Genomic DNA, 25,112 nt, shown 5'->3' with positions numbered 1-25,112 from the left:
CACGCCGTCGGGATGGTGTGCTTCGTGGGCTTCGCCTTGGCGCAACGGCGCCTTGCGCGCGAAGCCATCCCCGATTGACTCCACCCACGTCGGGGACCGCTGCGTCGGCCTGCGGCGGTCAGACGCCGGCGCTAACCGATCCGTTCCGGTGGCGCCGGACGGCCTGGCCGCGGGCACCGATGGCCGCCGAAGTCGCTCCGATCACCAGCCACATCAACGCCTGGTTGGCCAGCGAGTACACGCGGAACTCGCCGAGCACTTCGGCCGGAAAGCCGTCGAGCAGAAACCCATTCGGGCCGGTAACCGGGCCAGGCACCTCGTGAAAACTGGGCAGCAGCGCCATCGCGAAGAAGATCACCACGGCGTAACCGGTGACAGCCGCCGCGGTCGCCCGCCAGCTCCCCCACCGTCGGGCCCAGACCAGTCCGGCCGCAAGGGCCACCGCCGCAGCCATGACCGAGACGACCGTCATCGTCAGGAACGCCGTACTTCGCGCGCCGATGGTGTCCTCCAGCCCGACCGTCGGCGGGTTCGCCGGATACTTCAGCCCGGGCGCCAGCGCGATGGCGGCGAACATTCCCGCCGCGACCAGCAACGCCATCGCAGTGGAGTCGGGCCGGAAGCCCCGGCGCTCCAGGACGCCGCGAATCACGGTGTGGGCGACCGCGAACAGAACGCCCATCGCGATGCCAAACGCCACGACGCCCACCGCGGCACCGACGTTCTCCTGGATGGTGCGGGTGAACAGTTCGTGACCATGGGCGTGGTCGCCACCGCTGGCGAGGTGAGCCTCGGCGTGCTCACGCGCGCCCTCGTAGTCCACCGCGGCACCAATCAGCGGCTCGATCATCACCCGGCTGAAGCCGAAGGCCACGACGCCGGCGACGGCACCGGGAACGAGATAGCCGATCGCCAGGCGGGCATCGCCGCTCAGTGGCACGGGAACCCCAGGAGGTGACGGGCGTCGTGCAGGAATTCGTGAATGTGGGTGTCGGATCCGAACACCGACACCGCGCCCTGGTCGATGCCGACGAAGTAGTACGCGACCAGCGCAAGCATCGTCATCGCGGCGAGCCACGCGGGCGTGGCGGCAGCGGCGGCGATCGCACGCGGATCGACGCGGGAAGCGGGCAGGGCGGGGCTCGTGTCGTTCATAGGTGAGTCCTAGTGGTCGTGATCGTGGGCAACGGCGTGGTCATTGGCGTCGGTGAGCACCGGGGCGGTCAACAGTTCGTGACGGTCGACCAGCGTGCCGAGCGTTGCGACCCAGTGGTCGTAGTACTCCCATTGCCCCCGTTCGGATTCGGGTGCGCCCTCCCACTCCCCGATCCTCGCGATCAGGCCCTCCTGAAACTCGCTCCAGTCGTAGTGGCGGAACTCCGAGAGCGCGAGCGCCAGCCCGAACGCGCGGCGCTGCCATTCGTGGTCGAACTGCGGTGCCGCCTGGTCGGTGGTGCAGGTCTCGTGCAACATCATGACGCCGGCCCTGCCAATGCGACGCCGATCATGGCCTCCGTGGTCACCAAGTCCATCAGCATCTCATCAGTGAAACCCTCTGTGCCAGAAGGACGCTCGGGGATGACGAACCACCGCGAGTGCCCGCTGGAGTCCCACACCTTGATCTCGGTGTCGGCGGGTAGCTCGACGCCCACTTCGGCGAGCACCTTGCGGGGTTCACGGGCGGCCCGTGACCGGAAGGTCGGATCCTTGTACCAGTAGGGCGGCAGCCCGAGTACCGGCCACGGGAAGCAGGAGCACAGGGTGCAGATCACCAGGTTGTGCACGTCGGAGGTGTTGGCCACCGCCTGCAGGTGCTCGCCCTCGGCGCCTGCCATGCCGTCGGGCAGGTTCATTTCCGCGATCGCTCCAGGGGTGTCGACGACCACCTTCTCGGCGAATGCCGGATCAGTCCAGGCCTTTACGACGATCTTCTTGCCGTTGAGCGGTGTCATCTCGGTCTCGAAGTAGGCCAGCACCTTGTCCACGGTCTGCGGGGTGATGACGCCCTTCTCGATGAGTAGGGCCTCCAAGGCCGCGACCTTCTTGGCGCTGGCCTCTTCACGGTCGGGCGGGTACGCGAACTGGTCGGTCATGATTCCTCCTCGATGGGTGTCAAATAGGCTTCGAACAGCTCGGCGTAGAGCTCTTCCGGGCCCGCTTCGGCGCGTGGTCCCCAGATGTCCGTCGGTTGGAATTCGACGATGTAGATCGGCATTGGTTCGCCGATGCCGTCACCGGTGTGGGTGAAGTAGGCGTAGTCGCCCTCGAAGACGCGCTCCACGGTTCCGGTTCGCCCGCGGAGGTATCCAGGCAGCCGACTGTGCGCGTCGGCGGCCGGGTTGGCGATCCGAACGACCGAGCCGACCGGGAAGTTCGGATGCGCGACGTCACGGCGAGGGCTGTCGCCGAGCCGGAGGTAGGCGATCACCTGGTCGTCGATGGCCGCTTCGGGAGTACCCGTCGCGGGGGTGAGTCCCCCGACTTTGGCGGTGAGTTCCTCTTCGGTCACGTACCCCTTGTCGATGAAGAACTGGGTGATGCCACCCAACCACTTCTCGTAGTAGCGAAACTTGAAGTAGTCGAACGGGTTCATCGCCTCGGCGCCGGTGCGCAGGTCGGCCCACGTCCATTCGTCCTCGAAGGCCGTCGGCACGCCGTCGATGGGGTACTCCGGCAGCGCCGTTCCGAGGTGCTTCGACAGCCCCATCATCGCGACGTGGATGCCGAAGATGCGCTTCTCCCAATCCTCCACGAAGACACGCTTTTCCATTTCGAGCGGTTCCGGCAGGCCCTCGAGGCCACCGAGATAGTGCTGCAGTTTCATGCGGGGCTTCCTTCGATCGGCGGGGAGGCGGAGCTCGTGGCGGGGGCACCGGTTGATCTGGTCATGACGGTCGCGAGGTACTCGGAGAGCAACCCAAAGGACGCTCCGAGCACGCAGGCCACGGCCGCCACCAGGCCGGGATGGGAGATGGTGGTGACGGTGACGTCGTGGCCGCGTCCGGCGACCGTCGACACCGTGGAGGCGAATCCGACGACGACGGCCGGCGTGGTCGCCAGCAGCGGCACCCACGACGCCTGCACCATGACGGCGCTGCCGATCCCCACGGCGACGGCGGTGACCAACAGGCTGCCACCCATGAGGTGGGCGGCGAACAGGCTGGCCGCCGCGATCACCACGCCGACGATGTTCGACGACACCGACCTGACCCAGCCGGCGACACCGCCACCGACGAAGAAGAACGACGCCCACGCCAGGAATACCACCCAGATCGGTACCGTGACGACGTCGGCGGTGAGAGCGACGGCGAGGCCGCCGAGTACACCGATGCTCAGCGTCAAGGCTGTCCGTGAATCCATGAAATGAGCTTGGAGTCAGTAGGTTTCGCCAGCGTTACGTCTGGATTGCTCTGCCCGCCAGGTCCGGACACGAATCGGGCGATTCCGGACGTCGGCCCGCTCGCGTTGCCGTCGTCGAACCCCGAGGCTACGTTGGCCTCACCCCAGGGGTCACGGAAGGACAGCCGCACGTGTCCGACATCAAGCCGAAGGCGCCCAAGACCGTCGTATTCGCGTTGTACGACAAGGTCACCTTGCAGGACGTCGCGGCACCGCTCGAGATCTTCGCGCGCGCAATCGATTTCGGCGCGAAGTACAAGGTCATCCTGGTGTCCCCGACCGGCAGGGCCGTCGACACGACGTCGTTCGTCTCACTAAACGTCGACATGGCACTGGCGGAGGTGCCCGATCGGTTCGACACGTTGATCGTGCCGGGCGGGGTACCACCCGACTTCTACTTCACCCCCGGCGAGCACGACATCCCGGAAGAGCAGACGCCGGACGCCGTCGCGGCGGCACTTCAAATGGTCGGCGAACTAGCGCCGCGGGCGCGCCGGGTCGCCTCGGTGTGCACCGGTGCGTTCGTGCTGGCTGCGCTCGGACTGCTCGACGGCCGCCGTGCGACCACGCACTGGGCGCACTGCCAGGAGCTGTCGCGGATCTACCCCGAGGTCGAGGTCGTGCCGGATTCGCTGTTCGTGCAGGACGGCCCGTTCATCACCGGTGCGGGCATCACCGCGGGCATCGACCTGGGGCTCGCCATGGTGGAGAGCGACTACGGTCCCGACGTGGCCCGGCGGGTGGCCCGCTGGATGGTGGTATTCCTGCAGCGTCCGGGCGGTCAAGCGCAATTCAGCGTGTGGACGGAGTCGGAGCTCGCCGTGTCGGGTGGGCTGCGCGAGATCCTCCACGCGGTGGTCGCCGATCCGAGCGGCGACCACTCGATCGCAACGATGGCCGATCGGGCCACGGTCAGCGAGCGCCATCTCGTCCGTATGTTCCGGGTTCAGGTCGGAGTGACCCCGGCGCGCTTCGTCGAGCAGGCACGACTGGAAGCTGCGAAGGTGCTGCTCGCGACCGGCGACCTGGGCCAGGAGGCCGTGGCACGCCGCGCCGGCTTCGGCTCGGCGGACACCATGCGGCGCACCTTTCGCCGTGCGCTCGGGGTATCACCGAGCATGTACCGCAGTCGATTTCGGACGACGGGCATACACAAGGGCTTCTAGGCCAAACGTGAAACCGTCGAGTGTCTCACCGGCTTCTATGACGACCGTGGCTTGTCAGGCCTCGGTGGGGCGCTCGTTGGCTACGGCAGAAGCCACCTCTGGCTGAGCCATCAATTCGCGCAGGAACCTCTCGGTGCCCGCAACGTAGGCGGTGGCCATGTTCGCCATGACGTGTACGTCGGCGGGCGCCTCCCCGCACGCTTCGGTGGCGCGGCGGATGGCTCTGTCGGCCTGGTCGCGGACCACACTCGGAACCGGACGCTCACCGGGTTGGCGTTCCAGTCGCAGCACCGCCTCGACGGTGCCGCCAGAGGTCCGCGCGTCATCCAGTTGACGTAGCAACTCGGGATCAGTTGGCTGCTCGACCACGGCCACTCCTCGCTCGATGGTCACAAATTTACTCCCGGTGGACTGGGCGCGTCGCACCGCGAAGCGCCTCACTCGTCCCGCAAGGCCGCCAACGCGCGAACGGCGTTGACCGCGCCGCGGTTGACCCGCTCGACGTCCATCTGGCCGGCCAGGGCCGAGGCGAAGATGGCCTGCTCGAGCCGGTCGACCGTAACGTCAGGCCGTGCTTCGATGAGCAAGGCGGCCAGACCGGCAACATGGGGGGTGGCCATCGACGTTCCCGACAGCGACCGGTACTTCCCTTGGGAAGCCGCCGACACGACGTCGACCCCGGGTCCGACGACGTCGGGAACCAACGGCTGGGACCGTCGCACGAAACGTTGACTCGACGAGAACTCGGCCACGGCGAACTGCTCGTCGTGCGCGCCGACCGACAACGCACTGGGGTAGTTGCCCGGTGACCGGCTGGTGCCAGGCCCCTCGTTGCCGACGGCCACCACCGGCAGCACGCCGTTGGACCGGAGGACGTCGACGATGTCGAGGAAACTGGCGTCGATGCCCCGGATCCCGAGAGACATCGACAGCACCCGTGCCCGTTCACCAACTGCCCAGTCCATGCCGCCGAGAATGCGAGCCACGATGTCCCCGCCCTCGATCACCATTGCCGAATACAGTGACGCCCCCGGAGCTACCCCGATGTGGCTGCCGCGGACCGGCCGGCCGGCAATCGTCGCAGCGGTATGGGTGCCGTGGGAGTCCTCGGCATCGGAATCGTAGGGCTCGACGCCGGGGCGCTCCCGGCCGGCGCGGTCGAACTCGGCGAACTCGACCACCGCAGCACGCAGCGCGGGGTGGGTGGCGTCGACCCCGGTGTCGAGATGGGCGACACGAACGTCCTTGCCGGTCAACCCTTCTGCCCAAAGGACCGGCACCTCCATCGCCTCCAGGCCCCACGTGTTCGTCTTCGGCTGGACCGCCGCGGCCCTTGCAACGGGTCGGATCAGGCTGAACTCGGGGGCGGCCGTGACCTTCCTGACGTGCGGGTCGGCTCGCAGCGCTGCCAGACCCTGCCGGTCGACGGTCCCGTAGACGACGCCCAAATTGCGGTAGCCGCGGGCACTTTCAGCACGGGGACGGGACGCCCCTGAGATACGTCCTTCGCTCAGCGAGGCGCTGCCGAACTGCGAGGAGCGCTGGGCGGAGAAGTGCTTGCTGACCGTCGTGACGTCGTTGCTGCCCTGGGCCAACACGGCGATGACGGGCGCGAAGCCGAGCTCGGACATGTTGCGTGCGATGGTCGTCACTGCGGTTCCCCTCCAAACGACGACTGCTCGATGCAGCCTCGAGGCCTCCATTGTGCGCTCGGTTCGCAGGGCAGCCCTGGCGTCCCGTCCGACGAGCGCTGAAGGCGGATTGCCCGAGCCGCCGTATGGTGGGGCATGCCGATTAGTAGCGGGTGCTCACGTTGACCGACTCGACCGGCGATGACCGCGAGTCATTCATCGTGGCCAATCTCGTCGACGCCTTCTCGGACCTGATGGCGGCCGATCCCGATTCGTTTCGGACCAAGTTCCGCAAGATGGCAGCCGACCCGTTCGCGTTCTACCGGGGCAGCGCGTGCATCTTCTACGCCGACGTCGCTGCCGGCGAGGACCGGTGGGCAGACGAGCGCACCAGCCGGGTCTGGATCCAGGGCGACCTTCACGCGGAGAACTTCGGCACGTACATGGACGGCGAGGGCGTGTTGATCTTCGACGTCAACGACTTCGACGAGGCCTTCGTTGGGCACTTCACCTGGGACCTGAAGCGCTTCGCGGCGAGCATCGCCCTGATGTGTTGGCAGAAGGCGCTTTCCGACGGCGCCATCACCACGCTGATCGACGCCTTCGTCCGTACCTACGTCGAGCAGGTGCGGTGGTTCGTCGATGTCGAGGACGATTCCTCATTCTCGCTGAACCTGTTGACCGCGCGCGGCGCAGTGCTCTCGGCGTTGGAGTCGGCCCGGCTGTCGACCCGTGCCGGAATGCTGGACCGCATCACCGTCGTCGGCCAGAACGACCGTCGGTTCCGCGAACTGTCCGGTGTCAGACGCGTCGACGACGCGGAGCGGCTGACCGTGGAGGCCGCGTTCGGTCGTTACCTCGAGACGATCCCTGACACGCAGCGCTTCCGCGGAATCGCCTACGACGTCAAGGACGTCGTAGCCAAGACCGGCTTCGGCATCGGCAGCGCGGGACTACCCGCCTACACGGTGCTGATCGAGGGCTTCAACCAGGCGCTCGACAACGACGTGGTGCTGTCGATGAAGCAGGGCAACGTGGCCGCACCCAGCCGCGTGGTCGACGACGCCGAAGTTCACAGGTACTTCCAGCACCACGGGCACCGCACCGCGGTGTCTCAGCGAGCTCTGCAGGCCCACGCCGATCCCCTGCTCGGCCACACCGTCATCAACGGCGTCGGCTTCGTGGTCAGCGAGATCTCACCGTACGAGGCCGATCTCGACTGGAGCGAGTTGACCGAGCCGGACGAACTCGTCGAAGTCATCGAGCAGCTGGGCCGAGCGGTCGCCAAGGTGCACTGCGTGAGCGACACCGACAGCGATCAGTCGCTGGTTCCCTTTCAGACCGAGGAGGCAATCGTCCGAGTGATCGGCGACCGCGACGCTGAATTCGTCGCCGACATGGTGGAGTTCGGGCTGGAGTACGCCTCGGTCGTGCGCGACGATCACCGCCACTTCGTCGAGGCGTTCCGCGAGGGCCGCATTCCCGGAGTCAGCGCGACCTGATCCACATCAGTCGCCGAGCACCATCGTCTCCAGACTGGCCACCGCCTCGGAGCGATCACGCCCTCGGTTTGCAATCTGCGCCCCAGCCCGCGGGCACAGTTGGTGGGCGACGAAGAGCTCCAGCAGGAAGGTGTTCCGCGGTCTGCTGCCACAGTCCTCGACACGGATTGTCGCGTGTACCGCGTCGCCGGCCTACGAGTGGCCGACGCGCGAGCGATCCTGGCGTGAGTCAGAGCCCGGAGGGTACGACCTTGCCGTTGACCGTCACCTCGACCTGATCCGTCTTCGCGTCGTAGGTGATCTTGCCGTGTTCGAAGGTCGTCACGAGGAGATCGCCGACGGTGTTCTCGTCGCTGGTGGGCGCACCCAGTGGACCCACTGAGCCGTTCTCGCCGGTGACCGCTGGCACGCCCGCTGGGTCGCGCTGGACATTCCAGGCTTCGCGGATCTTGCCCCAGGTGATGTATCCAGGCGTGCCCGGATCGTCGTTCTTGGCGGTGATCACGCCGCCCTGGAACTGCTGGAACACGACGCCGCTCTCCCGTGCTCCCGCATTGCGGTCACCCGTCAGCGGCTTGCCAAGAGCCTGCCGCTGATATTCGGTTGCCGACGCGTACTTGGCCGCAATGGGACCGGTCAGCGTCACCTCGACGTCACGCTCCCCAGTGAGCGTCACCTCGGCGGGCGGGGCTTGAGTCTCGGAGGTGGCGATGAGCCCGACCTGCGGCGACTCCGACGCATCGACGCTCGTGTCGTTGCTGCAGCCGACGGTGATCAAGGCGACGGCGGCCAGGCCGACGACTGCGCTGTGGCGGTGTGCGATCGTCCTCATCGACTCACTCTCGCGCCTTCCGTCGGTGTGGGTCAAATCACGGCATCGGTGGTTCTGCGGACCGTTCGGGCGGCTTCTTCGACGGATCTTGATCACCGAACCCCCTTCTGGCGATCGACGCGTCATCGATCGGCCGGTGGGATCGTGAACCTTGGTTGCCGACGTCTCTCGGCGGTCCACGACGCCGACAGGGACTTGCTACGCGGTCAGCCGATCTTCTATGGCGTGACCCGATGGGCGTAGTCAGCGCGCCGAACCTGTTGAAGTGCCAACATCTTTCATAGCTCGCACAGAGTCCGAACGCCGCAAGCTTGGGACCAGACCGGTGGATCGTCACGGGAAGCGGGTCCGCTGACTTCGAAGGACATGGGTTCCGACCTAGCAGTATGGAGCCCCTCCGCGTGGGAAGCGCGTATCGTCTTGAGTCCGAGCCCGGCCTGGTCCCTTGCCACATCGGCGAGTGGCACTTAGGTCAGGTTGCGCCAGATGTTCCTGTCCCACTTGCTGCGGTGAACACCCCCGTGTTTAGAGCACGCCGCGAACAGCCGATTGCAGAGTGGGGAAGATGTCGGGCAAGCAAGGCGTCGCCGGCACGACCCGCTGCAGTCTCCTGAGTGCGCGGCCGGCGGATACGTTGCCTGCCGCTGCGGGTGTCGCCTTGGTTCTGCTCTTTCTGCTCGTTTTCGATTGGGGCGGCGAAGGATTCGATCCGACGATCGGCAACGTCACCCTGTTGTCCTTGTCGGTGTACGCCACGATGTGCATGGCGTTGGCTGCTCGGTTCGCGCAGGGACGCGCCCGCAGGGCCTGGGGAACGATGGTGCTCGCATGTGCATTCTGGGCTATCGGCGACGCTGTCCGCACGTTCTACGACCTCAGCCTGCCGCACGCGCCGTTCCCGAACCCGTCGGCGTTCTGTTACCTAGCCTCCAGCTTCTTGACCGTTGTGGGCATTGTCTTCTTCCTGAACGCGAAGCGGCTGCAGTCGAGGCTGCGGCTGCTGCTCGACGGGGCCACCGTGGCGCTAAGTCTGACGTTGATTCTCTGGACCACCGCGCTGCACGAGGTCTACGACAGCAGCCCACGGCCGAGCATCGGAATCGTCGTGATGGTGCTCTTTCCCGTACTTCATCTGATGGCCCTGACGATCGCCGTGCCGGCCCTGGTCAACGCCGATGCGCGCGACCGGGGTGCGCTCTGGTGGATGTCCGGTGCGATCGGTTTGACGGCGTTCGCGCACAACGCATCCGCGTCTTCTGTCTTCACTGGCGTGCACGAGCCAACCGCTGGCTACACGCACCTTCTCTGGGCTGGGGCACTGATCGCTCTCGCCGCGGCTGCGCTCGCAAGCCGGCGGACATCACCACCCTCGCGGCCAGCGATGAAGATCCCCTCGAACTCGTCGCTCTGGCTGCCGTACATGCCATTGCTCCTGTCGGGCATCGTCGGTCCAGCCCTGATCCTGTCGGGCCTGGAGCGGGTACTCGTGCCGCTCGTGATGGTCACTGTGTGCCTACGGCAGATGTTGGCGGCATGGGAGAACCGGCGGCTGCTGATCGCCGTCGCCGATCGGTCGTTGCGAGATCCGTTGACGGGCCTGGCGAACCGAACCTTGTTCAGCGACCGTCTGGCGCACGCCATCACGCTCCCCCGAAGCGACGACCATTCGGTAGCAGTCGTGTCTGTCGACCTAGACGACTTCAAGTTGGTCAATGACGGTATGGGTCATCAGGCCGCTGACACCATCTTGGTCCACGTCGGGCAGCGCATCAGTGCGTGCATCCGACCGAATGACACCGCCGCACGTTACGGCGGTGACGAATTCATCTTGTTGCTCGAGGGCCGGGTAGACGATTCCCAGCTGATTGCCGAACGTGTCGTCGAGGCGTTCCGCGAGCCCTTCCTGGTCGATGGCGAGAGCATGTTGCTTCATCCCAGCGTCGGAATCGCGTTCGCTTCACCGGTCGAGCCGGACCTGACGGCCGATGCGCTGGTGAAGCGAGCCGACATCGCGATGTACGCCGCGAAGCGCGCACAGACCAAGGGGGTGCACACCTTTAGCCTCGACATGGCCTTGGTTGCGCCCGAACTGGTGGAGACGACCAGAAGGGTGGGTGGTGGTCGCTCTGCCGGTGATGGGGCTGCGCAGGTTCGCCTGTTGGGCGAATTGCGTGACGCCACGCGCAATCATGGTCTCGAGGTGGTGTATCAGCCCAAAGTGGACTTGCAGACCAATCAGGTCGTGGGGGTGGAGTCGCTGCTGCGCTGGCCGCATCCGCAGTTGGGCACGCTGCGGCCTGCTGCGTTCATGTCGCTCGTACGCCAGCACGGCCTGATGCGGCCCGTCACGGAATTGGTGCTGAACCTGGTACTCGATGATGCCGCGTATTGGGTGTCACAGGGGGTGCATGCACCGGTCGCGGTGAACGTCTTTGCACCGGTGCTGCGCGACGAACACCTGCCAGATGCGTTGATCGGTGCACTTCGCAAACGCGGTCTCACGCCCAACGTCTTGACCATCGAGATTACCGAGGATTTGGTCTTCAGCGAGGGCGGTCGCGCGGCCGACGTGTTGCACCGTCTGCGCGAACACGGCATCCGCGTGTCCATCGACGACTTCGGCAGCGGCTATTCCGCACTGTCCTATCTGCGCGATTTGCCGATCGACGAGGTCAAGTTGGATCGTTCCTTCATAGAATCCGTCACGACTGATGCGCGGGCCGCGTCAGTGGTGCGGTCGGTGATCGGCCTCGCCCACGAACTGGATCTCACCGTAGTCGCCGAGGGCATCCAGGATGCCGACACCGCCAGTTGGTTACGTGAGCACGGTTGCGACATCGGTCAGGGCTACTACTTCGGTCGGCCTGCCGCGGCAGGAGTGATACTCCAGCGGTTGCAGCGATGACCGAGCTGGCCGCGTGCAGTGCGTTGGCTCTCCCCCCTTCGTGGGGAACCCGAGGCGGAAAACTGGCCACACGGGTGGCCCCGTCGACCGTCAAGGCGGGCACCTCCGTCTAGCCCGGCCATCCCGTATCTATCCCAGAAGTGGTCGGATCAAGGGTGGGTGATCCACCGGTGGCGTGAAGCTCGGTCACCGACATCTCCTTGCCAGCCCACGACGCCAACGTGGCCAGCTTGTCAGCGGCCGGCCCTCCCGCAGCTGCGGTGTAGACGTTCATCTGAAGGCCAGGTTCGGTGGGCAGATCCATGGACTCGAAGTTCAACTCGAGCAGGCCCACCACCGGATGGTTCACGCGCTTGCTCCCGTAACCCTTCAGCCGTACGTCCCGAGATGCCCAATGCTGCCGGAATAGCTCACTGCACGTTGACAATTCGCCCACCAACGCGGTGAGTTCCTCGTCGTGGAGACTACGGCCGACTTCCATGCGCAACATCGCGGCTGCGTTTGCGGCCACCTGGTGGTAGTCGACGAAGAACGCCTCGGCCTCGCTGGGATTCAGGTACACGAACCGCGCCATGTTGGCGGGCCGGCGCGTGTCGGCCAGCGCCGGTGAATACAGTGCGCGCCCAAGATGATTCATGGCGAGCACGTCGAGGCGTCCATTGCGGATCCACGCCGGTGCAACCGACATGGCGTCGAGCACCTCCCGTAGCGCGGGGCGCACCGTCGCAGGAGGTGTGCGGTGCCGTCGACCGTCGGGTGCCCCGGACTGGCGTGCGAGATGGAACAGGTGGTCGCGCTCCGCGTCGTCGAGTCGAAGAGCTGCGGCCAGAGCCTCGAGCACGCCATCCGAGGTGCCGGCCAAGCTGCCGCGTTCGATGCGCACGTAGTACTCGACCGATACGCCAGCCAGTAGCGCAACCTCCTCACGACGCAGACCCTCGACCCGGCGATGACCGCCGTAGGCGGGCAGTCCGACCATCTCAGGGGAGATGCGCGCGCGACGCGACCTCAGGAACTCGCGGATCTCGGTGCGCAGATCAAGCGTGGCGGCCATTCACCCACGGTAGGCCTGCACCGCACACCGAGGGGTATCACGCGGTCGTGGCGATCCCTCCGTCGACGGGGATGATGGTGCCCGTCAGGTAAGCGCCGGCCCGGCTGGCGAGGAACACGGCGACACCCGCCATGTCGTCGTCGCGGCCGATCCGGCCCAGCGGCGCCGACGCCGCGATCGCCTCGCCGATCTGGTCTAGGGTTGCAGCCATCATCGCCGACGGGAACGCTCCCGGCGCCACCGCGTTGACCGTGATGTGCTGTGGGCCCAGCTCCTTGGCGAGCACTCTGGTGAGTTGATGCAGCGCAGCCTTGCTACTGGAGTACGAGTAGTTGGGCCGGGCCGGGATGTGTATCGCGGCGATGCTGCCGATGTTGACGATCCGCGCGGGATCGTCGGCGGTCCCAGCGGTACGAAGTGCCGGCAACAACGCCTGGATCAGCCAGAACGGCGACTTCAGGTTGAGATCGAGCACCGTCTCCCAGGCTTCGTCCGGGAACGTCTCCAACGGCTCGTCCCACATGGCGCCCGCATTGTTGACGAGGATGTCCAGACTCCCCCCGTCGGCCATGACGACCTGAGCCAGGCGTTCGCACTCTTCGTGCCGGGACAGATCGGCGGGGACCGCCCGGACGTCGCCGTATTGGGACAGGTGCTCCTGTGCCTGAGCGCACGCGTCTGCATTGCGTGAGCTGATCACGACGCGAGCGCCCGCCTGGAGAAGCCCGCGGGCGATCATCATCCCGATGCCCCTGGTGCCACCGGTGACCAGGCCTCGCTTACCACGCAAATCGAATAGCTCTGCATGCGTTGCCAATTGGCTGTTTTCCACTCGTCGCCTACTCCCTGATCAGACCGAACCGTGCAAGCCACCCACCGCTGCCCCTCTCCTGGGCCAGCTGGGAACCTCTGATGGCACGTTATGCGGCCATTCCCGCACCAGGGAGAACCCCGCAATACGGGTACCGCCAGAGTCCCCCAGCGGCAAGGGCGCTTACGAAGGACCGCCGCCAGGCCCCGGGTGCCAGGACACAGGAGAGTACGGAAGGGTCGACAAATCATGTCCGCGCCGAGCTCGGCCGCGGCCGAGGACGACCCTCGAATGCCGATTCCGCTCTACCGTCGCTAGCAGGTGTACATCGCTGTTCAACTGCCGCTCAACGGGTTTCACTTCAACCTTTGAGGTCGAGGCACACCGTCGCTTGACCGATCTCACGACAGGATGTTGTCTCACATGCAGTTTCGACATTGTGCGCGCTCGGCGAGCAGAAGGCATCCGGTTGCCCAGATCAGTTCTGCGGTCTCAAATAGGCCGGAGAACATGAACGCGCCGGACGAACGTACGGGTCGGACGCAATGCGCCGATTCAACGGACTTCCTCCCATTCTCGGCTCACAGACTTTCTGAAGAGGTAGACGGACACGGAATTTATGAACCATTGCCATAGGAGCCTCGGCCACCCCACTGCGTGGGCCCTCCTACCGGTATGGAATATCGTGAGGCTGTTGACGAACCGAGTTCTACCGATTCGCGACAACCGCCGGAATAGGTCCATATCCTCAGCAGCGACGAGCCGTTCATCGAATCCACCAACTCTCCGAAAGGCTTCCGCCGTCACCATTTGAAACTCGCCGCCGGCCGCACCGATCCTGAACACGTTGTTTTGCAGAAAGAACTGCAGGCCCAACATGGTGAAGACGCCGCGATCGAAGAACGTGCTCACTTCCGGCGTCACTCGATATTTAACAGTCAACGCGACCAAGTCTGACCTGGAGCGGAATTCCTTCAATGCCGTCTCGAAAAAATCGTCGATGTCGGGAATTATCACGTCTGCATCCACGAAGACGATATAGTTGCCTTGCGCAACCGCCGCACCCACGTTTCGCGCCATCGCGATGGTTTGTCTCGTCGGTTTGTCGTGGATCACGACCTGGGTGACCTGATCGCAACAGAGAGCAAGCGTATCGTCGCGACTATTTCCGTCGGATATTATGATCTCGTGATCCCGAGAAAATGGTTTGATCGAATTGATCGTGCTCATGATTGTCTTTGATTCATTTAAGGTTGGAATGACGAATGAGATCATGCCCTGAAACTCCTGGTTAGCGGGTTCACGGGATCCATGAACCTCCGAGCGGGAAATGTCAGTGGCTTTCGTCGGTCAACAGAGTGCGTATTTTCGATAAACCACCATTGCATTGAGCGCATCAGCACCACCGACCCGTGCTGGACGGGATTACGTAGTCGGCAAACGGCGAAGCTTCAGTGCGTGCCGGAACTTGAACAGCGCGCCGAGATCCGTCTCTGGATCGAACTGGTCGTCCAGGACGTCGCGGACGAACCTTTGCGTCCACTCTTCGGACTGCTGATTGGCCTGGCGGCAAAGTCGCGGCGTGAGCGAGAGCGGGCGGTCTGACGCAAGGCCCGGGAGGCTAAGCACCGTCTCTCGTGGTCGGGCGACCAGACTCTCATAAGTTAGTTCTTGATACGGCACACCGCGCTCAGTCAGAAAGCTCTGGATGACGGTGTTTTGATTTTGTATTATCTTCAGCATTCTCAGGATCCGCCGGAACGAATACTTGGCCGCCGTGGTGGAATCAAACTGATTCGACCATTTTCGGCTTTGCCTTGCGATTTCAAATGATATGGCTTGGGCGACATGATCTTGTCGCCGAAGATATAAGTAATGAATTCGTACGTCGCGGAGATGCTCTTCAACGCCGACAAAGTACGGCAGATGATTGCCATGAACGTTGATCCCGAGCCAACCATTCTTATGTGTCCGGTGTCGGCGCAGAGCGTCAATGTAGGCAGATCCGTCGACGACTCCATTCTTGAGGCAGCTCCAACGATCCGCCAACAGTGGCATGTATTGAAATGGCTGGAGGTACTCGTGAGCAGTGTAGCCATAGTTTTTGCGTATCAGCTCGCAAAGCAACGTACTCCCACTACGGGGGGTGCTGAGCAGAATCATCACGTCGGTGGTCTGAGTTGCTTCGGGTTCGTCATATTGCCGGTCCACAAAGTCCTCTGCCGGAATCGATTTCGCTGCGGCAGCGACTTTGAGACGATGAAGATGGGCGTCAGTTCTCGCCAAGGTGCGAATCCCTCCAAATTGCATGGCCATACGCCGCCGCCATATCGACCACTTCCAGGTTGCCGATATGATTTGCGCTTCGTACACACGGGCTACCGATATTGCTGGTGCACGCGGAAGTAGTAAGAATTAAATAGCATTTCGAAGCGCCGGAACGATACGGTAACAGCGGGGTGCAGCAGCGTCGAGCTCCAAAGTGGAACCTATGAATACTCACAGCGCGCAGCATTTCCTAACCCGCATGTGCTAGACATCGCCTCTCGGACCAATCGCGATGGCTCGGTCCGAACGGGTGGGTGCCCACTCGCCCCCACGCATCTCCCCCACCTCGGCACCGTCGTGACACTGCATCAGCCAGAACCTCGTCAATGTCGAGCGCGCGCAGCGGGCAGCATCTTCCAGCCGGAGTCCCCCGAGATGTGTGTGCGGGATGTTCTCGAGGTGAAACTCGCGGGCGACGGTGCGGGCCTCCCCACATCGGCGACTTACGCGGCGCCGTGACGTAGGGTTGGAAACGTACTTGGGCTGCGGGATCCCACGCGATGGATAGTGCGGGTGGCGTCCCGGTAGCCGTGACGAAAGGCAAGCGTTGTGTCTGGCCAGGTGCCCGACCCCACCGGAACCAAGATCCTTGATGCGGCGCGCGGCGTCCTCGAAGACTTTGGGTTCAAGCACGCAACCATCGAACTAGTCGCGAAGTCCGCCGGCGTATCTCACATGACGATTTACCGGCGTTGGCCGACTAAGGTCGAGCTACTCACAACAGCCCTTCTTCGTGAGTTTTCCCGCGTGTTGTCGGCCGCGTTCGACCGCGTCGATCAATGCGGATCATTCGATGAAGAACTTGTTCGCGCCTTCACTGAAATGCTGGATACGGCTCGAAGTAACGCTGTCATCGTGGGTGCCTTCGCAGCTGACGGTGGAGATACTTCCCAGCGTGGAAACAACAATCTTGGCTCGGTGATGATAGCGTCGGCGGCCCCGGTGGTTGCGGATCATATAGGTCGTCTGGCTAACGCCGAGCTCGACCCGGGCGACGAAATAATCCTCGCTGATGTCTTCTTGCGATTGATGCACTCATTGCTGGTGCTGGATTACCCCGGGCAACCACTGTCCGATCCAGATGACGTCAGGCAATATGCATTACGCACCGTCGGGCCACTCGCTCGCTCAGTTGGCGAAGTCTCCAGCGCCCCCGAGGCCGTCGATTCTGATTATCAAGCCGGCGATGAAGTGGTCGCCATCGGCGCGAGGAACAGAGGGTTCTTCCGTTCCGACAGAAGCAGAGGTGCCGACGCCAGGCGGTCAAAGGCGATGCTGAGTGCCGCTGCACTGCTCTCGGTGCTCGTCGTTTCGTCCACCTTGGCCGTGGCGGTTCTGCATCCCGACAAGGCTCGGATCGGCCCGGTCGACATCAGTCGTACTGAGGGATCGCAGCAGGTTCCGGTTCCCTCTGTGCCCGGCCCCTTCCGGGAGGACTTGCCGGGCAGTGCCGAGATTCCCGTCGGGCCAACCGAGCCTGCCCTTGAACGGCCGGCGCAATTTGGCGAATCGGTGGCCTCTGAGACGCCGACACCGGCAGAGCCCGTAGACGGCGATGTGAGCGACCGGAGATCGGGCGCAAGTAGCGGTGGCGATGGCCCGAATGACCGACCCAGACCACCGCGCCCCGATCGTCAGCCGGGGTTGTTTACACCTCAGCCGGACGAGGGACCACAGTCGGGTCCGATGCCCCGTCCACGCGCAGGTGTTCCCGGATCACAGCCTGGTCCTGCGAGGCCGCCTCAGCAGCGGCCCCGACCTCAGGGATCGGGCGGCACCGCTCCGAACTGAGTAGTGCGCACTCGCGCCAGGGCATTCACCCGATTCAGGACGTGACGAAGCCGGCTGCCACCGTCTCGGCAGCCAGCTTGCCCGTTCACTATGCGCACGCACGTGGGAGCGCGCCACAGCACGCACGTCCCCATCCCGCACTTGCGATTCATCGAGGCGGAAGTTACCCAAGGTTCGAGCAGTCATGAAACTCGCTGCTTACAGGGCTAAGTTACGATGTTATGAAACAACTAACATGCTATCTTCTACGTCGTGAACAGCAGTTGTCGCGAGCCAGAGGGATGGACCGCCAATTAGGCGTGTCCGCTCCCTCGATTTGCTGGTTGCCGATGGCAGATTGAGGCGAGGACTGATGTCGTCGAGCTGGCTCGTCGAGGCGGGCCAGGTGGAAACGCCGGAAAGTTGGCCGACCAAGTCGACCGTAGGGATATGAGAATGACGACGATCTCGGAACCGCCCTGGGGGACCCAGAGCTACGGCCACCACGTACCGGTCCCAATGGTTCGTGCGAGCGGCGAACCCATACACGCACTGATCGTCGACGTCGACCCCCTGGCCACGGAACTGGTCAGCTTCGCACTTCGCCGCGAGGGTTGGCACGTATCGGTTGCGACCGACGGCCCCGGCGCCCTTCACATGGGGCGGAGCGATCCACCCGATCTCGTCGTCATCGAAGTCGACCTGCCAGGTCTCGACGGCCTGGAGGTGATGCGAGGTCTACGGGCCAGTCGACCCACAATCCCGGTAATGCTGCTGAGCACCTTGACCGCGCCCGAAAGTCGTATAGAGGGTTTGGCGCAAGGGTGTGACGACTATGTCACGAAGCCATTCCATATCGAGGAAGTGGTGCTGCGGCTGCGCTCCTTGATAAAGCGTTCCGGGCTTGGTGTGGAGTCCGGAATCATCGAGGTCGGCGATTTGATCCTCAACGAGTTCAGTCACGAGGCCACCCGTGGTGGCAAACCGGTGTCGCTAACGGCAACTGAATATCGGCTCTTGCGGCTACTCATGCTGAACGCCAACCGGATTGTGTCCAAACCGAAGCTCTTGGAAGAAGTATGGGGTTATGACTTCGGGGGCAATACGAACATCGTCGAGTTGTTCATTTCTTACCTTCGGAAAAAAGTCGACTCGGGGCATCAGCCGATGATTCGCACGGTACGGGGTTGCGGTTACATGCTCAAGGCAGTGAGTCGCCCTACCGGGTAGATTCCATTCGGTTGTCGACCGACCGCCGCGGAAGTGGCCAGTGTTGATCGGTGAAAGCGCCGACCTGTGAACTGCGTCATGGCGGGTTCCGCTGGTGGTTCTTCACCTAACCCTGCGCCACAACCTGAAACAACTCTGACGCAGCTTCGTCGGGCAGCGGAAGGTAGTCAGTTCGTCGGTCACCAGACGTGTTGGTCCGGCGTAGAACCGCATCATGGTGGTTGTGGTCTCGATGCGGCGGAACGTGTGGGGAGGCGAGAAGGCACAGGCCGACGCCGCACCATCACATTGTCGCTCTGTGTGCGTCCGGGCGGGTCTCGCACACTAGGACCCGCATTGACGCTATAGAGGAACAATGCCGGACATGAACCCCGTCGCCGAATTCGACTTCGTCATCGTGGGGGCGGGCAGTGCCGGCTGTCTGCTCGCCAACCGGCTCAGTGCCAACCCCGATCACCGTGTGCTCTTGATCGAGGCTGGCGGCAAGGACAATTGGTTTTGGATCAAGGTCCCGGTGGGCTACCTGTACACGATTGCCAACCCACGCACCGACTGGTGCTTCACGACCGAGGCAGACCCCGGTTTGGCGGGTCGCAGCATTCACTACGCGCGGGGCCGCGTGATCGGCGGCAGCTCGTCGATCAACGCCATGATCCACATGCGCGGACAAGCCTCCGATTACGAACTTTGGGCGCAGGCCACCGGTGACGAGCGGTGGCTTTGGGGAGGCGAGGACCGTGCGGGCGACACCCTGGCGATCTACAAGGAGCTAGAGGACTACTTCGGCGGCGCCGACGAGTGGCACGGCGCGGGCGGCGAGGTCGCCGTCGAACGGCCGCGGGTGCGCTGGAAGATCTTGGACGCTTGGCAGGCCGCCGCGTCCCAGGTGGGCATCGCCCCGATCGAGGAGTTCAACCGCGGGGACAACGCCGGCAGTGCGTACTTTCACGTCAACCAACGGCGCGGCCGGCGCTGGTCGATGGCCGACTCCTTCCTTCATCCCGTCGCCCGACGACCGAATCTCACCGTCTACACCCACACCCAGGCCGTGAAGCTGCTGATGGACGACCAGGTGCAGGACGACCAGCGTCGCGGTGCCTGGACCACCGCTCGGCATCGCGCCACCGGTGTACGACTGCTCAAGGACGGCCAGATCGTCGACGTCCGGGCTCGCCGGGAGGTGATCCTGAGCGCCGGAGCGATTGGTTCGCCTCAGCTCATGCAAGCCTCGGGTCTTGGGCCGGCCGGGCTGCTCACCCAGCATCAGGTGCCGGTGTCGGTTGACCTTCCCGGAGTGGGTGAAAACCTCCAGGACCACCTGCAGCTGCGAACGGTCTACCGGGTGCGGGGCGCCCGGACCGTCAACACGCTGTATCGGAATTGGATCACCCGTGCAGGCATGGGACTTCAATACCTGTTGCTGCGATCGGGACCCATGACCATGCCGCCCTCCACGCTGGGAGCCTTCGCCAAGAGTGATCCCGCGTTGGCCAGTCCCAATCTGGAGTGGCACGTGCAGCCGTTGTCCTTGGCCAAGTTTGGCGAACCGCTACATACCTTCGGAGCGATCACGCCGTCGGTGTGCAATCTGCGGCCCAGCTCGCGGGGCCATGTGCGGATAGCCGATGCAGACCCGCTGGCCTCCCCCAAGATCTCCTGTAACTACCTGTCCACCGACGCCGATCGTGAGCTCGCCGTGCGCGGCCTTCGAATGACACGGCAAATCATGGCGGCGCCCTCCCTGGCGCGCTACCGCCCAGAAGAACTACTTCCCGGCTCGCATCTGGTGAGCGACGACGACCTGCAGCAGGCGGCCCGTGAGCTCGGTACCACCATCTTTCATCCGGTGGGTACCTGCGCGATGGGAGCCTTCGACACACGCGGCGTGCCGCGGTCGCCCGCCACGGTGCTCGACACAGACTGTCGCGTGTACCGCGTCGCCGGCCTACGAGTGGCCGACGCGTCGGCGATGCCCACCATCACCTCCGGAAACACCAACGCTCCGGTCATGCTGATCGCAGAACGCGCAGCGCGAGCGATTCTGGGCTGAGTCGGTCACTACCGGCGGTCCTCCGGTCTAACGGCCGATCCGGAATAAACTCGGCGCCGAACGAACTTGCCTCAAGAGTCGCCCTCCCCTCGACTCAGGAGAATCCATGACCCGTCCCGTCCGCGTCGCAGTACAGATCCAGCCCGGCGGCACGCCCGACTACGCCACCTGGCGCGAGGCCGTCCTGGCCGCTGACGACCTCGGCGTCGATGTGATCTTCGGCTACGACCACTTCCATCGCCCGGCGATGAAGGGCCTCGTCGACGGCAAGCCGGTCATGTTCGACAAGCAGCCCGACGTCGCGAACTTCGAGGGTTGGACCGCGCTCGCGTCGTGGGGCGAGATCACCTCACACGCCGAGATCGGGCTCCTCGTCACTGGCGTCGGCTACCGCAACGCGGACCTGCTCGCTGACATGGCGCGCACCGTCGACCACATCAGCGGCGGCCGGCTCATCCTCGGCCTCGGCGCGGGATGGTACGAAAAGGACTACACCACTTACGGTTACGACTTCGGCACCTTCGGATCCCGCTTCGACCTGTTCGACGAGAGCCTGATCCGCATCGAGAACCGGCTCGCCGCACTGATCCCCCCGCCCGTGCGCAAGCTGCCGATCCTCATCGGCGGGACGGGCCCGAAACGCTCGCTGCCCGCCGTTGCCCGGCACGCTGACATCTGGCACGCATTCACGGACCTCGACGCCTTCCGCAAGTCCAGCGACCGCGTCGACGAGCTCGCAGCGACGTTCGGCCGCAACGGCGCCGACATCGAACGCTCGACGCTGTGGAAGGACGCCGACGGCGCCGACGCCTTCCGGGAGGCAGGAGTCACCTTGTTCCAGACCGAACTCACTCCGGCCAACGGTTACGACCTTGCATCTCTGAAGGCGGTGCTCACTTGGCGAGATCAGTAGAGGTCGAAAATAGTTGTTTTGCAGCTACTTTCGTGTGTTGACAGCTCCCCGTTCTCAGTCGACACGGGCCATGCGTGTCGATCGCGTCAGCCTCTGCTCGTGCGCAGAATCAAAGCGACGGTGTCCCGACGGTGGGCTGCTGGAGTAAGAACTCGCTGCAATTCCTACGGCGGAGTGTCTACCAACGTCGCCGCGGCTCTTCGGTGTGACGATCACCACGATGTCGACCCAGCCCGAATGCAACCGTGGCACGCGAACGTCTCCTAGTCATGCAAATGATTCAGGTGAAGGCGTGGTCGGCGGGGGCACAGGCGCTCGCCTTGCTTTCGGCAGTGCACGAACGACAGTGGACGACCTACCTCACCGAACCCAGGAGCCTGGATGAGTTGGCCAAGTTCACGTTGCTTCCCACCGACCGGCTGCGAGACGTGGTGGCCGCGTTGGAAGCCATTGGCGTCGTGCGGCCGACCGACCAGGGAGTGGCATTGGCCCCGGAGTATGCCGCGCTGCTCTCCGATGACGCCCCCTTCTCCTTGGACAGTCTGCTCGACGAGGCGCAGATGATGAGTCGGCTAGTGGCCGATGCGGTCCACGGTGTGTCGTCGGGGCCGGACAGTGCGCTCACCGTCGCCAACGCGTACGGGCTACGCCCGTCGGCTACCTCGCGGGCCATGTTCGGTCAGCTGTTGGACGCGCTTCCAGACTTCCGCGATGCGCTGGTCGACGGCCGCTACCTCGACGTCGGTTGTGGCGTCGGCAGCTTCGTGCTCTCGACTGCGCAAACGTTGCCCGGGATGCGGGCCGTCGGAATCGAATTGGTGCCAGCCGTGGCCGCCGAGGGCGCACGCAGGGCCGCTGCCCTCGGCGTGGCCGACCGGGCGGACATCCGGTGCATGGACGCGCGCGATCTCGAGGTGCAGGACGAATTCGATGCGGCGTTCTGGGCGCAGCCGTTCTTCCCGACGGACACGCGGCCTCGAACACTCGCTGCCATTCGACGCGCGCTCAAGCCAGGGGCGAAGCTCTACATGCAGGAATTGGAGCGCCTGCCCGAGGCCGGCGTCGAGCGGGATGCGTTCGCATTGCGGCGGCTGGTCTTCACCGGCTGGGGCGTGCCGTTTGCGCGGTCGGCCGAGGATTTGACCGCCGAGGCCGAGGCTGCGGGCTTCGTCCTCGATCGGGTGGCGTCGACGCCGTTCGGCCGCATCGTCGTCGCCCGGGCTTAGGGCACGCCCGCTCCCCTGCCGTCACCACCAGTAGTGGGGGTAGTTCACCCCGTTGAGCTTGTTGCCCACCAACCCCACTGCAATCAGGATCACCGCCGCAGAGCCCACCAGAACGACGAACTCCCATCGGGGGATGACGGGGACGACCGCGATCATCGCGGTGGCGGCGGCCGGGGAATGCGACATCCGTAGGAGCTTCATCGCGCCGAGAGCCAACGCTCCGGCGAGCGCACCGGCCCAAAGCACATCGATGCCGATCAAACCGACGAGAACGCCGACGGTCGCCGACGCCACGTGTCCGCCAATGACGTTGCGGGGCTGAGCGAGTGGGAAGTGTGCGCCGCCGACGACCAGCGCCATGCTCGCGGCGAACGGCGGGATCAACCAGGGATCGTGGGTGAAGACCGTCAGCGCCCCCACGATGGCGAGCGCCACCAAGCTCGCGATGGTCTCGACGACGATCACCCTCAGCCTCTGCCGAGGTGGAGCAGAACTGACGTACCACGGCGTGCGACTTGGCGAGGAAGGCTCGGCCAATTGCGGCGAAGCGGACGTCACGGACTGTTCGGTCACGAGGCTCGCCTGGCTGATGAACCCATTCGAGAAAAGCTATACGGGGTGTCATGGATTCAGGAAGGGTACGGCGCCGATGGGGTCATTCACGTTGGTTATCGTGCGCCACAACGGTTTTGCCACTTTCGCCAACGGCCGTGATTCACGCAGATTATCGACGATGATCTGACCGCCAGCCGTGGTGCACGTGGTCAGTCGACGTCGATTTGCGGGGGGCGTTTACAGGAACGACGGTCTTGGTCACCGGCGGCGGTAGCGGAAACGGCCGTGCAATCGCATTGATGGTGCCGGCGTTCCCTCGTCCCACGGGATCGGCGCGGTGGGGCAGAACATCTTGACCCGATGGCCCGAAACGTCGAACGCGAACACCGACATACCGTTGTCGCGACGATGCCCGACGCTGACGTCATGAACCAAGACACGAAGACAATGGAGACGAACTCGGCTGCTGCGGATGCGGCACTCGCGGTGTGGTTGGAGATGTGGAACGGGGACCACGACATCGCGCGTCGAATCTGCAGCGAGGACTTCCGGATTCACTTCCTGATATCCAATGCGGACGGGTCGAACCCCGGCGACGACGTGCTGGGCGCGGAGAGCTTCGCCCGGTTCCTCGATCGGTATCGCGAGCAGCATCCGGAGGTGGTGTTCAGCGAGGTCGAGCGGGCCGTCGACGGCGCGCACGGGCGGATGCTGTGGAACGTGCAGGACGGGGCGATGGCCGCGGGCGGGATCGACGTCTTCGACTTCACCGAGGATGGGCTGATCCGCGAGGTGTGGTCGACGACGGGGACACGCACGCACCTCACCTGAGACCGGGGAGACTCAGGTCCATGAGGAGAGCCGAGCGGTTGTACGCGCTGGTGGATCTGCTGCGGGGATCACGCCGGCCGCTGTCGGCCGCTCGGCTCGCCGAGGAGTTCGAGGTGTCCAAGCGCACGATCGAGCGTGACATCCAATCCCTGCAACTCGCCGGGGTCCCGGTCTACGCCGACCATGGGGCGTCGGGCGGCTATTCGATCCTGCGTGAGCACTCCCTTCCTCCGCTGAATCTCACGGTGCCGGAGTCACTCGCGGTGCTCGCCGGCCTTGGCTTGCTGGAGAACTCGCCGTACGGCGCGGCAGCGCGGCGGGCGAGGGCGAAGGTCCTCGCGATCAGCCGGGAGGATCAACTCGCCCCGGTCGACGAGGCATTGGCGTCGATGTTCGTCATCGACGCCCGGTCACCGTCCGAGGCGGCGGTCACCCTGATTCCCGAGGCGATCGCCGCGCGCCGGGTCATGCGGTTGGACTACACCTCCGAGGACGGCCAGACCCACACCACCCGTGACGTGGAGGCGATGGGTCTGCTGCGCGGAGGGGATTCGTGGATGTTCTTGGGCTGGTGCCGGCTCCGCCACGGCATCCGCGGATTTCACCTCGACCGCATCCGGCACCTGGAGATGACCGGAGAGGTATTCCCCGAACGTGATCCCGCGGTGCTGGACGAGGATCTGTCGCGATGGCGCACGCGGCGGCTCGGGTGACGGAGCCGGGTGCGCCGATCGGATCATGTTCTCCGTCGACTACCCCTACGAAGTCATGACCGAGGCATCCGAGTGTTTCGAGTCTTGCGATATCTCCGAAGCCGATCAGCGCAAGATTGGGTATGAGAACGCGAAGCGCTTGCTTCGGCTGTAAGTGCGGCGCTGCTCGAATGACCTGAAACCAAGGCAAGGGAGA

General features: G+C 64.4%; 26 protein-coding genes and 2 pseudogenes. 13 read left to right on the top strand and 15 right to left on the bottom strand.

The window, feature by feature from the left end; genetic code table 11:
* Positions 1–118: 118 nt before the first annotated feature.
* The 6 genes from B1790_RS18570 to B1790_RS18545 are packed head-to-tail and all read right to left on the bottom strand — an operon-like array spanning position 119 to position 3,360.
* Complete coding sequence (locus B1790_RS18570) at positions 119–940, bottom strand: CbtA family protein (protein WP_079924733.1); 822 nt, start codon at positions 938–940, stop codon at positions 119–121.
* Positions 931–1,155 (bottom strand): CbtB-domain containing protein, encoded by a 225-nt coding sequence (locus B1790_RS18565; protein WP_079924732.1) that lies wholly within the window; start codon positions 1,153–1,155, stop codon positions 931–933. The genes B1790_RS18570 and B1790_RS18565 overlap by 10 nt, the downstream gene beginning before the upstream one ends.
* A gap of 9 nt (positions 1,156–1,164) precedes the next feature.
* Complete coding sequence (locus tag B1790_RS18560) at positions 1,165–1,476, bottom strand: nitrile hydratase accessory protein (RefSeq protein WP_079924731.1); 312 nt, start codon at positions 1,474–1,476, stop codon at positions 1,165–1,167.
* Positions 1,473–2,093, bottom strand: a complete 621-nt coding sequence (gene nthA / locus B1790_RS18555; RefSeq protein WP_079924730.1) for a nitrile hydratase subunit alpha — start codon at positions 2,091–2,093, stop codon at positions 1,473–1,475. Before nthA ends, B1790_RS18560 begins: the two co-directional genes overlap by 4 nt.
* A complete protein-coding gene (gene nthB, locus B1790_RS18550) occupies positions 2,090–2,824 on the bottom strand; it encodes a nitrile hydratase subunit beta (protein ID WP_079924729.1) in 735 nt (244 codons plus the stop codon). The genes nthA and nthB overlap by 4 nt, the downstream gene beginning before the upstream one ends.
* Entirely contained in the window at positions 2,821–3,360 is a 540-nt protein-coding gene (locus B1790_RS18545) for a DUF1097 domain-containing protein (RefSeq protein ID WP_079924728.1), read from the bottom strand. The genes nthB and B1790_RS18545 overlap by 4 nt, the downstream gene beginning before the upstream one ends.
* Before the next feature lie 170 nt (positions 3,361–3,530).
* Between B1790_RS18545 and B1790_RS18540 the strand changes: the two genes are divergently transcribed.
* Positions 3,531–4,565 carry a GlxA family transcriptional regulator gene (locus B1790_RS18540; protein WP_079924727.1) on the top strand — a complete coding sequence of 345 codons (1,035 nt, stop codon included), beginning with the start codon at positions 3,531–3,533 and terminating at the stop codon, positions 4,563–4,565.
* A gap of 54 nt (positions 4,566–4,619) precedes the next feature.
* Here the strand turns inward: B1790_RS18540 and B1790_RS18535 are convergent, their stop codons facing one another.
* The gene (locus tag B1790_RS18535) at positions 4,620–4,958 is read right to left on the bottom strand and encodes a hypothetical protein (protein WP_142271383.1); all 339 of its coding nucleotides are present in this window, start codon (positions 4,956–4,958) and stop codon (positions 4,620–4,622) included.
* Positions 4,959–5,002: 44 nt separating this feature from the next.
* Complete coding sequence (locus B1790_RS18530; RefSeq protein WP_158083838.1) at positions 5,003–6,217, bottom strand: S8 family serine peptidase; 1,215 nt, start codon at positions 6,215–6,217, stop codon at positions 5,003–5,005.
* 233 nt (positions 6,218–6,450) lie between these two features.
* Between B1790_RS18530 and B1790_RS18525 the strand changes: the two genes are divergently transcribed.
* Together B1790_RS18525 and B1790_RS35880 are read left to right on the top strand one after the other, a co-directional pair.
* Positions 6,451–7,698, top strand: coding sequence for a DUF2252 domain-containing protein (locus B1790_RS18525; RefSeq protein WP_079924800.1), 1,248 nt, complete (start codon positions 6,451–6,453; stop codon positions 7,696–7,698).
* Positions 7,699–7,737: 39 nt separating this feature from the next.
* A pseudogene (locus B1790_RS35880) lies at positions 7,738–7,917 on the top strand (hypothetical protein); the annotation flags it as partial.
* A gap of 10 nt (positions 7,918–7,927) precedes the next feature.
* On the opposite strand, the gene B1790_RS18515 reads toward B1790_RS35880, so the two are convergent.
* Positions 7,928–8,530 carry an LGFP repeat-containing protein gene (locus B1790_RS18515; protein ID WP_079924799.1) on the bottom strand — a complete coding sequence of 201 codons (603 nt, stop codon included), beginning with the start codon at positions 8,528–8,530 and terminating at the stop codon, positions 7,928–7,930.
* 565 nt (positions 8,531–9,095) lie between these two features.
* Between B1790_RS18515 and B1790_RS18510 the strand changes: the two genes are divergently transcribed.
* Positions 9,096–11,435 carry a bifunctional diguanylate cyclase/phosphodiesterase gene (locus B1790_RS18510; RefSeq protein WP_079924724.1) on the top strand — a complete coding sequence of 780 codons (2,340 nt, stop codon included), beginning with the start codon at positions 9,096–9,098 and terminating at the stop codon, positions 11,433–11,435.
* A 109-nt stretch (positions 11,436–11,544) separates the two neighbouring features.
* On the opposite strand, the gene B1790_RS18505 is transcribed toward B1790_RS18510, so the two are convergent.
* From B1790_RS18505 to B1790_RS18490, 4 genes are all read right to left on the bottom strand, one after another.
* Entirely contained in the window at positions 11,545–12,489 is a 945-nt protein-coding gene (locus tag B1790_RS18505; RefSeq protein WP_079924723.1) for a helix-turn-helix domain-containing protein, read from the bottom strand.
* A 37-nt stretch (positions 12,490–12,526) separates the two neighbouring features.
* Complete coding sequence (locus tag B1790_RS18500; protein WP_079924722.1) at positions 12,527–13,321, bottom strand: SDR family oxidoreductase; 795 nt, start codon at positions 13,319–13,321, stop codon at positions 12,527–12,529.
* 534 nt (positions 13,322–13,855) lie between these two features.
* Positions 13,856–14,575 carry a glycosyltransferase gene (locus B1790_RS18495; protein ID WP_079924721.1) on the bottom strand — a complete coding sequence of 240 codons (720 nt, stop codon included), beginning with the start codon at positions 14,573–14,575 and terminating at the stop codon, positions 13,856–13,858.
* A 150-nt stretch (positions 14,576–14,725) separates the two neighbouring features.
* Entirely contained in the window at positions 14,726–15,616 is an 891-nt protein-coding gene (locus B1790_RS18490) for a Stf0 family sulfotransferase (protein WP_079924720.1), read from the bottom strand.
* Between the two features lie 561 nt (positions 15,617–16,177).
* On the opposite strand from B1790_RS18490, the pseudogene B1790_RS35875 reads away from it, so the two are divergent.
* Positions 16,178–16,333 (top strand): annotated as a pseudogene (locus B1790_RS35875) (TetR/AcrR family transcriptional regulator); the annotation flags it as partial.
* A gap of 81 nt (positions 16,334–16,414) precedes the next feature.
* Here the strand turns inward: B1790_RS35875 and B1790_RS35355 are convergent.
* The gene (locus B1790_RS35355) at positions 16,415–16,663 is read right to left on the bottom strand and encodes a hypothetical protein (RefSeq protein ID WP_233165192.1); all 249 of its coding nucleotides are present in this window, start codon (positions 16,661–16,663) and stop codon (positions 16,415–16,417) included.
* A 1,254-nt stretch (positions 16,664–17,917) separates the two neighbouring features.
* Between B1790_RS35355 and B1790_RS18480 the strand changes: the two genes are divergently transcribed.
* The 4 genes from B1790_RS18480 to B1790_RS18465 all read left to right on the top strand — a co-directional run bounded on the left by B1790_RS18480 (position 17,918) and on the right by B1790_RS18465 (position 22,817).
* The gene (locus tag B1790_RS18480; protein ID WP_079924798.1) at positions 17,918–18,628 is read left to right on the top strand and encodes a response regulator transcription factor; all 711 of its coding nucleotides are present in this window, start codon (positions 17,918–17,920) and stop codon (positions 18,626–18,628) included.
* 364 nt (positions 18,629–18,992) lie between these two features.
* Entirely contained in the window at positions 18,993–20,678 is a 1,686-nt protein-coding gene (locus B1790_RS18475) for a GMC family oxidoreductase (protein WP_198952042.1), read from the top strand.
* Positions 20,679–20,784: 106 nt separating this feature from the next.
* Positions 20,785–21,591, top strand: coding sequence for an LLM class F420-dependent oxidoreductase (locus B1790_RS18470; RefSeq protein WP_079924717.1), 807 nt, complete (start codon positions 20,785–20,787; stop codon positions 21,589–21,591).
* 269 nt (positions 21,592–21,860) lie between these two features.
* Entirely contained in the window at positions 21,861–22,817 is a 957-nt protein-coding gene (locus tag B1790_RS18465; protein ID WP_142271382.1) for a cyclopropane-fatty-acyl-phospholipid synthase family protein, read from the top strand.
* 21 nt (positions 22,818–22,838) lie between these two features.
* Here B1790_RS18465 and B1790_RS18460 read toward each other — a convergent pair whose 3' ends face one another.
* Entirely contained in the window at positions 22,839–23,252 is a 414-nt protein-coding gene (locus B1790_RS18460; protein WP_233165191.1) for an HPP family protein, read from the bottom strand.
* On the opposite strand from B1790_RS18460, the gene B1790_RS35350 reads away from it, so the two are divergent.
* The 4 genes from B1790_RS35350 to B1790_RS35870 all read left to right on the top strand — a co-directional run bounded on the left by B1790_RS35350 (position 23,215) and on the right by B1790_RS35870 (position 25,070).
* Positions 23,215–23,559 carry a hypothetical protein gene (locus tag B1790_RS35350; protein ID WP_233165190.1) on the top strand — a complete coding sequence of 115 codons (345 nt, stop codon included), beginning with the start codon at positions 23,215–23,217 and terminating at the stop codon, positions 23,557–23,559. The two genes, B1790_RS18460 and B1790_RS35350, sit on opposite strands and share 38 nt — an antisense overlap.
* 239 nt (positions 23,560–23,798) lie before the next feature.
* Positions 23,799–24,203, top strand: coding sequence for a nuclear transport factor 2 family protein (locus tag B1790_RS18455; RefSeq protein WP_079924796.1), 405 nt, complete (start codon positions 23,799–23,801; stop codon positions 24,201–24,203).
* A 20-nt stretch (positions 24,204–24,223) separates the two neighbouring features.
* A complete protein-coding gene (locus B1790_RS18450; RefSeq protein ID WP_079924715.1) occupies positions 24,224–24,916 on the top strand; it encodes a YafY family protein in 693 nt (230 codons plus the stop codon).
* A gap of 25 nt (positions 24,917–24,941) precedes the next feature.
* The gene (locus B1790_RS35870) at positions 24,942–25,070 is read left to right on the top strand and encodes a hypothetical protein (protein ID WP_142271381.1); all 129 of its coding nucleotides are present in this window, start codon (positions 24,942–24,944) and stop codon (positions 25,068–25,070) included.
* The last annotated feature ends 42 nt before the right edge of the window (positions 25,071–25,112 follow it).

It is taken from the genome of Mycobacterium sp. AT1 (genome assembly GCF_002043095.1).
Classification (GTDB): Bacteria; Actinomycetota; Actinomycetes; order Mycobacteriales; family Mycobacteriaceae; genus Mycobacterium.
Note: the sequence above shows the minus strand (reverse complement) of the source record. Positions and strands in the feature narration are given on the sequence as shown.